The following is a 10,142-nucleotide window of genomic DNA, read 5'->3' as shown; positions in this document are numbered from 1 at the left end:
TCATCAGCGGCTTTTTTGAACTGTCTTTGGTTTAGGGTTTGTCCCTTTACTAACTTAACCGGCGTGTAAATATAAGTATCTTGTTGTTTGAAGATTTGTTCATTCAATCCTAGGTCAGAGTAGGCTTTATCGGCAAATATAGCCTTACCTGTAAGTTTTGGAAGGATAGGCTTAAAGGCAGCTATATCGTTTTCTGATGCGGGTGTAATACTGACAAAATCCATTAGCGGTATGGAATTGGGTACTCGACGAGCAACCATGTGCATTTTTACACCGTAGTAATACATATTTTTGTCGGACCGCCGATGCGGTAGCACAAAAGCTTTTATCAGAAAGCTCTCGCGCAATTTTTCCTGAACGTTTACCGGAGCAAAGCATGATAGGAAAAGCATCGACCAGAGAAATTTCTTGACTGATATTTTTTACAATACCCTGTTCTTCAATATGTTGCAACATAATTGGCAGTAGAGCTAACATAAGGTTCGGACCGCCGATGCGGATGCAATGCATTTATACGCGTGTTAAAATTGGCGTAATTAGGCAATTGAGGAAAATATGATTTCATGTAACGAGAGGCATAGTCATAAATTTCACTTTTTTTATGCCTGTTTTCATAGCGACGACAGTAAAAGTAGATAGTCAAAAGCTCCGCATTGGTAATTTTTTCATTATTGGGAGATGAGTTTAAACTGAATCTTTGGCAATGCCAGCAAAGTTCATTATCATAGCATTCACAGAGGTAGTAATAAAGACGGATTAATTCTAATTATCTCATAATCAGTTCAATAAATGTTTGGCAACACAAATTTACTGACTTATGAAATTACTGCCTCTCATTTTTACAACCCAATATTCGCATATTAAACAAAAAGACCCCACAGGCATTGCCTGTGGGGTCTTTTTGTTGGAAAGGCTACTTATTTCTTACGTTTTTTTACCGTAAACGGAACGCAAAGTTGTTCAGCGCAACAATTGGTGCCTGCTTCAATAATAATGGGGCAACAGCCACCGGCGGGACACGTTTGATTTGTCGCCGTGTAGGTATACGTTCCTACTGTACTCAGCAAGACTGTATTTCCCGTTGCTGTCGGAGTAGTACCCCCATTCAGGAACCATTGCACATTGGAATAGGTAAGAGAGACACTCGCCTGTACTTTTTCGTTCGCACACAATTTAATGGGAACCGTAAAGCATTGATGGTCAATATCATCTTCCCCGTCTTTGCCATTGCCAGGTGTGGAGTCAATGTCCTTCTCGTTGACCTTGCTGATTTCGGCCGTATTGAAATGAACGCCTTCCTGTATGGCTTTGATTTGATAGGTCAGCGTGACGGTGTCACCGTTAGCGGCAATGCCTCCGATGACCCATTTGATGACATTGCCGGAAATCACGGCACTTCCCCGACTCGATACGAAACTGCCGGTCACAAATTGAACTGTGGTGGCAATGCTGTCGGTCACTTCCACGCCCGTAGCATTGGTGTTGGATTCGTTCCAGACTTTGATTGAATAAGTCAGTACATCCCCAATCTGAGCAGTCTTCTTGTTGATTGATTTTTTTAGAGCTAAATCCACTTCCTTCGTGCAATCCTGAGCGTTGACAGTGGCCGGTACTCGAGTAGTACTGATGGCTGTCGGGCAGGTAGGGTCAGTGCTGCGGGCTTGCGCATAGAAGGTTGCACCACCTGCCGGTACTGTTCCTGTGGACTTAAAGTGAAGTCCGGTAAAGAGCACTGTTGTTGAGGTAGCGGTAGCAAACCACTCGACAGTAGCCAACCCAACGACGGTGGCCTTAATGGTCGGGAAGGTATCGCCGATACAGGCCGTTAGACTTGGGGTAAGCAGCGTGGGAATAGGCGGATTACAATTACAATTGGGCCCGGTAATGAGGGTATCGAATTTACAAACGGCACTGAGGCTGTCGGTAATGGTGATGGTTGCGCCTGAAGGAATGCCCGTGACGGTGTACGGGTTGCTGCCAGTTAAGATTCCTTTGCTGACTTTGAGGATTCCGACTTTATTGGTGACGTTAAAGGTAAGGCTATAGGTTTGAACGTCTGCCGAACAAATTGGTGTACCCGTCAACGTTACTTTTGACTTGACACAGGGGCTAACCAGAGCCGCATCTACTGTCAAAATGTCTTTTTTAGCAGGGATAGCGGGGTGAATGACGTAGTCACCTGAAAAACCCGTGGCTTTGTCTACATCGGAATCTTTGGCATCGTCGCTTGGTGCGTCTTTTACACCCGATATTTCATAACCTACAGGAAGAGAGGCGGAGAGTACTTTGATTTTGTAAGTACCAGCATCTAAGTTGCTGAACAAATAGTGCCCTGTGGCATCGGTGGTATCTTTGGCAAAGAATGTTCCGTTTTTATAGAGCTCAACCTGTATTCCTGCTACACCGCCTGCATTCGGAGTGATTTCATCCTGGATCCCGTTGTTATTGGCATCTTTCCAAACGAAATCGCCGAGAGAGCCTTTGGCACAATTTTTAGTTTCAACAGCAACTGTATCGACGCAACCGTTTAGGGTATATATGAATTGGTAAGTACCGATGGAAGTCAATCCCGAAACAGCTCCTGTATTATTGATAGTGGCTGCACTTGGTGTATTTCCGAGTTGTGCCCAAGTACCGTTGGCAGGGGTGCCAGTTAAGGTGGCAGTCCCTAATGAAGTACAGATGGAATTTGCACCCACAATGTCAGCGCCTGCCGAAGGTTTAGGATTGACCGTGACTGTGACAGTAGCCGTGTCTTTGCATCCTGCCGCATTTTGCGCTACCAAGACGTAAGTGGTTGTGGCGGTGGGTTTTACTGCCGTTGGCGTGGCCACTGCCGTTCCGCTTGCCATAGTGATCGTCCAAACGGGACTCAGTAAAGCGGCATAATTCGTAATTTTTGAGGTCAAATCTACGGTTTCAACGGCACAAATGGTAGCTGTACCATCGGTGATGACGGGTTTGGCATTCACCACTACCTGTGCCGTATCAGTACAGGTAATTCCTCCGCCTGTTACCGAATAAACGAATTTGTAATTACCTGGGGCGGTCAAGCCTGCGATATTGCCCGAAGCATCAATCGTAGCTGCGGCGGGGTTAGCCAGAGTGCCAATCGGAGCCCATGTACCACCGGTAGTGACAGCAGTGAGCTTGGCTGTGCCCGTTGGTTGACAAATTGTCGACGCGTCCAAACCTGCATCGGGTTTGACACAACCTGAACAGGGTGCTACCGTTACAGCAATGGTATCTTTACAACCATTCAACGTATATTCAAATTGGTAGGTACCTGCTACGGTCATGGCTGAGACCGCATTGCCTGCAATGGTTGCTGTGGCGGGAGTGATTCCGATTTGCAGCTATGTACCGCCCGTTGGGCTTGGTACTAATGTTGTAGCGGTGGTTAAGACGTTGGCCACACAGGCCAAGGTTTGGTCTGTGTGGCCAGTTTAGGATTGACCGTTACCATTACGTTGGCGGTGTCTTTGCAACCGTTTGCGTTTTGAGCTACCAAGACGTAAGTCGTTGGGGTCGTTGGTTTGACAGAGGCGGCATTATTGACCGGCGTTCCATTGGCGGTGGCTACGGTCCATTTTGGGGACAGTAACGCATCGTACCCTGTGATTTTAGAGGTTAAGTCAACGGTTTCACCGGCACAGATAGTGGCGGTTCCATCCAGGATGGCGGGTTTGGCGTTAACTACTACTTGAGCCGTATCGGTACAGGTTTGTGCACCTGCGGTGACAGAGTAAACAAATTTGTACGTACCTGCGGCGTTCAATCCCGTGATGTTACCCGAGGCATCAATACTCGCTACCGATGGATTGGCTGGGCTGCCAATGGGTGTCCATGTTCCACCTGCGGTAACTGCGGTGAGTTTTGCAGTGCTGATGGGTTGACAAACGGTGGCTGCATCAGGACCAGCATCTGGTTTGACACACGAACAATTCCCGCAATAACCATATACTTTTACTTCATCCAAATCCCAAATTTCCCGGATACCCGCACGCCACATTGGCAGGAAGGTAGCCTAAGATTTCAAATTTGAAAACTGTTGCCCCGTTTATGTCAAAATCCGGATTTGTAGACCAGTCCAAATTGTTGATAGTGAAATTGTTAAGTGAAAGCGGTTGGTCTATGAGTTTGAATATTTCAACTCCGTTTTTCAGTATCCGGATTCCCCAAAGCGTAGGATGATTATTGATATTTGTGGTGTCACCACTGTTGTTAAAATCTACAAATTTAGGAGTCATTGTCTCAAAACTTATCGAACTTAATTTGCCCGTTGAGCCGGCAGGGTAGGTTAAGCTGAACATAATTGCCTTATCACTGTTGTCTTCAAAGGTCAAGTTAGTCGCACTTCCCATACATACGGCAGTAGTTCCGTTGCTGCGGGTCTGGCATGAGTTGCCCGAGGCAGCTCTCGTCAGCTTAGAAACCGTCAGTGCTGAACAGCCACTCAAGTTAGTAATTGCAGCGGTCATTCCGTCATTGGGGGTATTGCTTCCCGGAGAACAATCTTCAAAGTTCCAATAAGCAAAAATATCTGGTGTACACGGTGGTGATGTTTGACAATTAGGAATGACAATTTTAACGGTATCGCTGCAGGTAACGGAAGTTGCCCAAATAAATTTATAGACACCCGGAGTTAATCCCGTTACACCTGAGGTGGCCGAGTTTGGATCGGTAATTGTTGCTCCGGCTGGGTTGGTACCTACCAGTGTCCATGCGCCTCCTGTTACCGCTGTGGCGGCCAACGTTGCAGTAGTAATGGCGGTGTTTCCTGAACAGACAGGTGATTGATCAGTACCGGCACTTGGTTTGGTACAGGTGACTGTACAGCTCATTGGATTCAGAACTGCACTGACGGTTTTGAAACAATCCTCGGCGGCATTGTAGATGCGGATATAATAGGTAGCAGTAGCAGCGGGATTGGCTAATCCTGTAATGTTGACGGTCGCGCTGGTAAAAGCCGTGGCCGACGCATACGTAAAGGCCGTGCTGTCGGTTCCGTACGAATATTTATCTCCTCCCGATATTCCCGTTACATCAATTTTGGCATCACTGTTAGCCGTTGAGCCGGTACAGGTAGCTTGCGTAGCAACGGCCGTTCCAACCGTTGGTTTGGTACAAACTACAGTACAGCTCTTTGGATTCAGAACGACACTGACGGTTTTGAAACAATCATCAGTAGCATTGTGCACCCGTACATAATAAGTAGTAGCAGCTGCGGGATTGGCTAATGCTGTAATGTTGATGGCCGCGCCGGTAAAAGCTGTGGCCGAAGCATAGGTAAAGGTCGTACTGTCGGTACCGTACGAATATTTATCTCCTCCCGCTATTCCTGTTACATCAATTTTGGCATCACTGTTGGCGGTGCTACCCGTACAGGTGGCTTGCGTAGCAACCGCCGTTCCAACCGTTGGTTTGGTACAGGTAGAAACACTGTATCCCACGTCAAAGCTGTGGTTGTTTTGACCAGCATAACCTGTGGTAAAACTGATTTTTCCATCCTTACCCGCATCTGAATCAACCAAGTCATTTTCCCCCAAATCTTTGGGAGATAATGACTTGGTACCGTTGGTGGTGGGGAACTTTAAAATATAGGTAGTGTCAAAACTCAAATTCAAGCCATAGATGGCAGAGGGAGTGCTGGCGCCGGTGGCGGTTGAGAAATAATAATTTCCGATGGGATCAGTGGTAGCGGTTGCTCCCGGAATGGGCGTACCTGCTGCATCACACAAAGTAACGGTTACTCCGCCCAAGGCAGGCTCGCCGGCATCCTGCACACCATCGGCATCCTTATCTTCCCAGACTCGGTTACCGATTTCGATGGGTGCCGCATCGCTTAATAATTCAATATCACCTAAACCGGCGGCTTTCCCCTGGTCCCTACTGCTATTAGTTCCCTGGGTCAATTCGTAGGCACGATTTCGATTGCCATCTGTATTATTCCACCAGCCAACACTGTTCTCGTTGGTTTCCAGCGCATCAATGGTTGTACTAACCACCTGACCCGAACCGGCCAGCAAGGCTAAGGCACCCGCACCGTCTTCGAATATGGTACCTTCTTGTGGAAAACGGTGGTCGTCATAAAATTCCGTTGCAGCTGTAGTTGCACCTTTATAGATAAAAGCGTTGAAACCGCAGCCCGCTCCCCCTTCCATGACCAGCCCGCTGCCGGTATTACACACCCGAAGAATATCACCGTTCGAAAAAACAGTCACACCACTGGATTGGTTAAGGTTAACATCCGGTCCAAAATTTGCGCTTGAAAACATCATAGTATGGCGATCCATTATCCCTAAAATCATCGAGCCATCAACATCAAATTCAATGCCTGATAGAATGGGCATCGGATGACGGGAAAGTTCAGATTTTTTTGCCAAATCCCACCCCAACAAATTCCAAGGTCCCCAGAGGGATTTATTATCATCACGGGCATAGTTAAATGTAAACGAGAAAAAGTTGCTAAATCCGTGAGTCGACGGGTCAAACTGAAGTACATAGCCTTTTAAATCAGCGAGGTTTTGCGAGGTCTCCGTGGTACAAACTACTCCTACATACACCTTGCCTTTGTAATATTTTAAGCCCCAGGGCCGAAAATCACTTTGTGGGCAATTTATAGCGGGAGTAACGGCAGAAGCCGTAATCGGATAACTCACAAACGCCTTAGATGCGATATCAATAACTACTAATGACTGCTCGAAAAGATTGACGACAAACAGCGTTTTGCCATCGTCAGAGATATCAACATCGCCCAGAGAGGATTTTCCTATCAAGGGGAAAGCCGCTAAATCATAGCTCCGATCAGCATCATTGGTTGTCGGAATAGCATTTGCCTTCGTGTTATCCCGGGTGGTAGTCCCGGCGATACTACCCAGATCCAGCCAGTTGGTAGCAGTGTTGGTTACCGGGTCTATTTCATAAATACCCCCGGGTCCTTGCGGACCAAATACCACATGGCGACGCAGTACGGCCCCTACGTAGGCTTTTTTGGAGGAGCGCTCGTAGGCTACTCCATAGACGGCTCCCACATGTTGATGGTCAGTGATGGCCGTGGGTGGCCCTTAATAAGGGGTCGGAATACCATTGGCATCTCCGGAAATCGTTCCGCTGCTACCAAAATAGCCAAATTTTACAATGGCTGGGTACGTTTTATTCGGTCCGGTGAGCGCCCCACCCACATAACAGGGCAGAATTAGATTTGGCGAAGCCTGCGAATAATCCTGTGGATAATTGACTGCCAAGTTCTGTGCGATACCGCTTGGAAACATCACGGTAGTTCCTCCACTTGCCCCGGATGAGGCAAAGGTGTAGCTATCGGGCATTACAAACTCTAAACGAATTTGGCCTGCTGTACCACCCGTTACGGTATAGTTGCCGGTGGTGTTGGTAGAGGTTCCTCCACCAGTATAGGCCACTGTCAAGGCTGCTCCCGCAGGGTTGGTAGCGTTTACAACTACCCCTGCCATGTCCACCTCGTTATAAGTGGCGGTATTTTCTTTGGTACCATTGGCATTGAAGTCGTTGAAAACTATGCCGGAAACTTGGGCGTAACTGCTTATTGACAGAAACAGCATCAATAAAAAGCACGCTGGTAAGGGTTTAAGATACTTAAAGTCAGATGTAGCGTAGTGAATTTTCATAGAATGAAACCGGGTTATTTTGCTGATAAACACACCGCCAATACCATTCCATTGATATATCCTAAAATTCACAAATACTATCCTTATATGCAATAATGTTGTATTATGCCAAATAGTAAGGATAACTAAGCCAAATATGATCACAAAATGGGAGTACTTCCCAGCATTATTCTGTACCAAAACGGGCAAGTATCGCTTTTACACTATACTTGCCCGTTAAAAATACGCAACAATCACTTGTCAAAAATTAAGCCAAGTTGACATTTATTGCTTATGTTTTTTTAATTCACTTGGTTTTATACCATTCACTTTAGCAAACTCCCTACTAAAATGCCCTAAGTGCTTGTAACCAATCGCATAAGCAGCATCCGATGCCGTATAATCCATTCGCTCTATTAATTTTTTTGCATACTCAAACCGTTTCTGCTGGTAATATTGATAAAAAGTGCACCCATAGTGCTCTGTAAATAGTTTTTGAAATTTAACACTGTTCATTCCCGCAATTTTTGAGAGCTCGGTTAAGGAGGGGGTATTTTCGAAGTCTTTTAATAAGGCTTCCTCCGCGTTTTTTAGATTTGTAAGGAGGCCATTCTTGGAATTGCTATGAAAAAAAACGTGAGCCCCTAAAACACGCTGGATGGCATCTTCCCAATATTCTTTAATAGGAGAACCAGTATTCGAAAGTGCTGATTTATCAAAAATTTTATCCAGAATCTGAATAGATTGAGGGTCTCTTATAGGAACAAACAGTTGCTCATTCTCTGGCGGTAGAGTTTGATTATTACTGAGCAAGGGATCTTCATCGGTATAGCCCCATATTTCTTTTAAATAATCAATACTCAAATATATGGCAAGAAACTGCACATAAACATTAGGTCTTGATATCCACGTATGCTTATCCCGGTCTTTACGCAGTGTAAAACCTACATCAACGTCTTCTGTTTTATGGCTATTTCTAATGATAGTAAAACTAAACACATAGCCTACATTTTCTACAAAAACGATATGAAGCTGCCCCCACGTATTTTCCAGCATACGTCTAATATTATAGCGAACCTCGTTGTAGAAAAAATTTTGAATAAAAACAACTGTATTTTGGTGTGCCAATCTAAATAATCGCAACTGTCCCTTGTAATTTTCATTTGAGTAAACTGCTTTTACGCTATTTTCTTCCAACTTAACTCCATAGAGCTTCAAAAAACTATAAAAGTAGTCTTCAGGGTGGCTAACAAGTTCAGGGTATAAATCTATCATGGTAGGTGACTGGATAAAAAGGACAGATATAATAGGCTTACTTTTTCTGTTTGGAACAAGTAAATATAAGCTTCAACTTTAAATTTGCCATGTGGCAAAAATTTAAAGTTGAAGCTTATTGCCGAGTTAGAATAAGTCTCGTATAAATCAACTACAAACCATTTGTGTTTTTTAATTCACTTGGTTTTATACCGTTAATTTTAGCAAACTCTCTACTAAAATGTCCCAAGTGTTTGTAACCAATAACGTAAGCAGCATCTGATACGGTATAGCCCATTCGCTCTATTAGTTTTTTGGCATACTCAAACCGTTTCTTTTGATAATATTGATAAAAAGTACACCCATACTGCTCTGTGAATAATTTTTGAAATTTTACACGGTTCATTCCCGCAATTTTTGAGAGGCTAATTAGTGTTGGAGCATTTCTGAAGTCCTTTAATAATGCTGCTTCTGCATTCTTTAGATTTTTCAGGACATCATTATTGGAATTTTCATGGTAAAAAACGTGTGAGCCTAAAACACGATGGATAGCATCTGCCAAATGTTCTTTAATAGGAGAGCTGGTATTCGATAGTGCCGATTTATCAAAAATTCTATCAAGAATCTGAATAGATTGAGAATCTGTAATTGGAGCAAAGGATTGCTCATTGTCTGAAGCTGGAGCTTTGTTATTGAACGAGGAGTCTTCCACTGTCCATCCCCATACATCTTTCAGATAATCTTCACTCAAAAATATGGCAAGAAACTGCACAGGAGCATTAGGGGTCGGTTTCCATATTCGGTTGTCTCCCTGTTTATTCATAGAATAACCTGGAGTATTAGCGACGGTTTTGGTATTTCGAATAATATCAAACCAGAATATATACCCTACTTCTTCTACAAAAACGATATGAAGCTGTCCCCACGTATTTTCCATCATACGTGTAATGTGATACTGGACATCTTTTAAAAAAACGTTCTGGGTAAAAACAACGATATTTTGGTAGGCCAATCTAAATAGCCGGACCTGACCCTCGTAGATTTCACGTGAGTAGGTGGCTATCAGGGTATCTCCTTCCAATTCCTATCCGTGCAATTTCAAAAATTTAAAAAAGTAGTCTTCGGGGTGGCAAATAAGTTCAGGATTATATTAGGGTACATTTAAGATTAAAGAGTATTTTTTCTTTTCAAAAACACGATTAAAATATTCAAATGCCTTTTCTAAGAAAAGTACAAAACTACCTAAATGATTTTGCCCTAATT

At 44.3% G+C, this 10,142-nt stretch carries 7 protein-coding genes; all 7 read right to left on the bottom strand.

Annotation, left to right across the window (positions count from 1 at the left end; translation table 11 throughout):
- Positions 1 to 287 (bottom strand): transposase (locus tag Q0081_RS25665; protein WP_298360432.1); only part of this gene is annotated, 287 nt, incomplete at its 3' end.
- A gap of 630 nt (positions 288 to 917) precedes the next feature.
- The gene (locus Q0081_RS25660) at positions 918 to 3,299 is read right to left on the bottom strand and encodes an SdrD B-like domain-containing protein (RefSeq protein WP_298360430.1); all 2,382 of its coding nucleotides are present in this window, start codon (positions 3,297 to 3,299) and stop codon (positions 918 to 920) included.
- A 101-nt stretch (positions 3,300 to 3,400) separates the two neighbouring features.
- A complete protein-coding gene (locus tag Q0081_RS25655; protein ID WP_298360428.1) occupies positions 3,401 to 4,012 on the bottom strand; it encodes a hypothetical protein in 612 nt (203 codons plus the stop codon).
- A complete protein-coding gene (locus tag Q0081_RS25650) occupies positions 3,972 to 7,034 on the bottom strand; it encodes an SdrD B-like domain-containing protein (RefSeq protein WP_298360426.1) in 3,063 nt (1,020 codons plus the stop codon). Before Q0081_RS25650 ends, Q0081_RS25655 begins: the two co-directional genes overlap by 41 nt.
- A 33-nt stretch (positions 7,035 to 7,067) precedes the next feature.
- Positions 7,068 to 7,646, bottom strand: coding sequence for a hypothetical protein (locus Q0081_RS25645; protein WP_298360424.1), 579 nt, complete (start codon positions 7,644 to 7,646; stop codon positions 7,068 to 7,070).
- A 264-nt stretch (positions 7,647 to 7,910) separates the two neighbouring features.
- Positions 7,911 to 8,900 carry an AraC family transcriptional regulator gene (locus Q0081_RS25640; protein ID WP_298360421.1) on the bottom strand — a complete coding sequence of 330 codons (990 nt, stop codon included), beginning with the start codon at positions 8,898 to 8,900 and terminating at the stop codon, positions 7,911 to 7,913.
- A 151-nt stretch (positions 8,901 to 9,051) separates the two neighbouring features.
- A complete protein-coding gene (locus tag Q0081_RS25635) occupies positions 9,052 to 9,960 on the bottom strand; it encodes an AraC family transcriptional regulator (protein ID WP_298360419.1) in 909 nt (302 codons plus the stop codon).
- Between the last annotated feature and the right edge of the window lie 182 nt (positions 9,961 to 10,142).

Origin of the sequence: Runella sp. (assembly GCF_027484545.1) — a bacterium.
Lineage (GTDB): Bacteria > Bacteroidota > Bacteroidia > Cytophagales > Spirosomataceae > Runella.
The sequence above is the reverse complement of the archived record's forward strand: the minus strand, read 5'-3'. Positions and strand labels throughout refer to the sequence as shown.

What these genes read in the sequence shown, in the direction of transcription:
- Q0081_RS25660 (WP_298360430.1), bottom strand. Translation starts at nt 3,299, where the DNA reads ATGACCGTAGCAGGTACCTACCAATTTGAATATACGTTGAATGGTTGT.
- Q0081_RS25640 (WP_298360421.1), bottom strand. Translation starts at nt 8,900, where the DNA reads ATGATAGATTTATACCCTGAACTTGTTAGCCACCCTGAAGACTACTTT.
- Q0081_RS25645 (WP_298360424.1), bottom strand. Translation starts at nt 7,646, where the DNA reads ATGAAAATTCACTACGCTACATCTGACTTTAAGTATCTTAAACCCTTA.
- Q0081_RS25655 (WP_298360428.1), bottom strand. Translation starts at nt 4,012, where the DNA reads ATGTGGCGTGCGGGTATCCGGGAAATTTGGGATTTGGATGAAGTAAAA.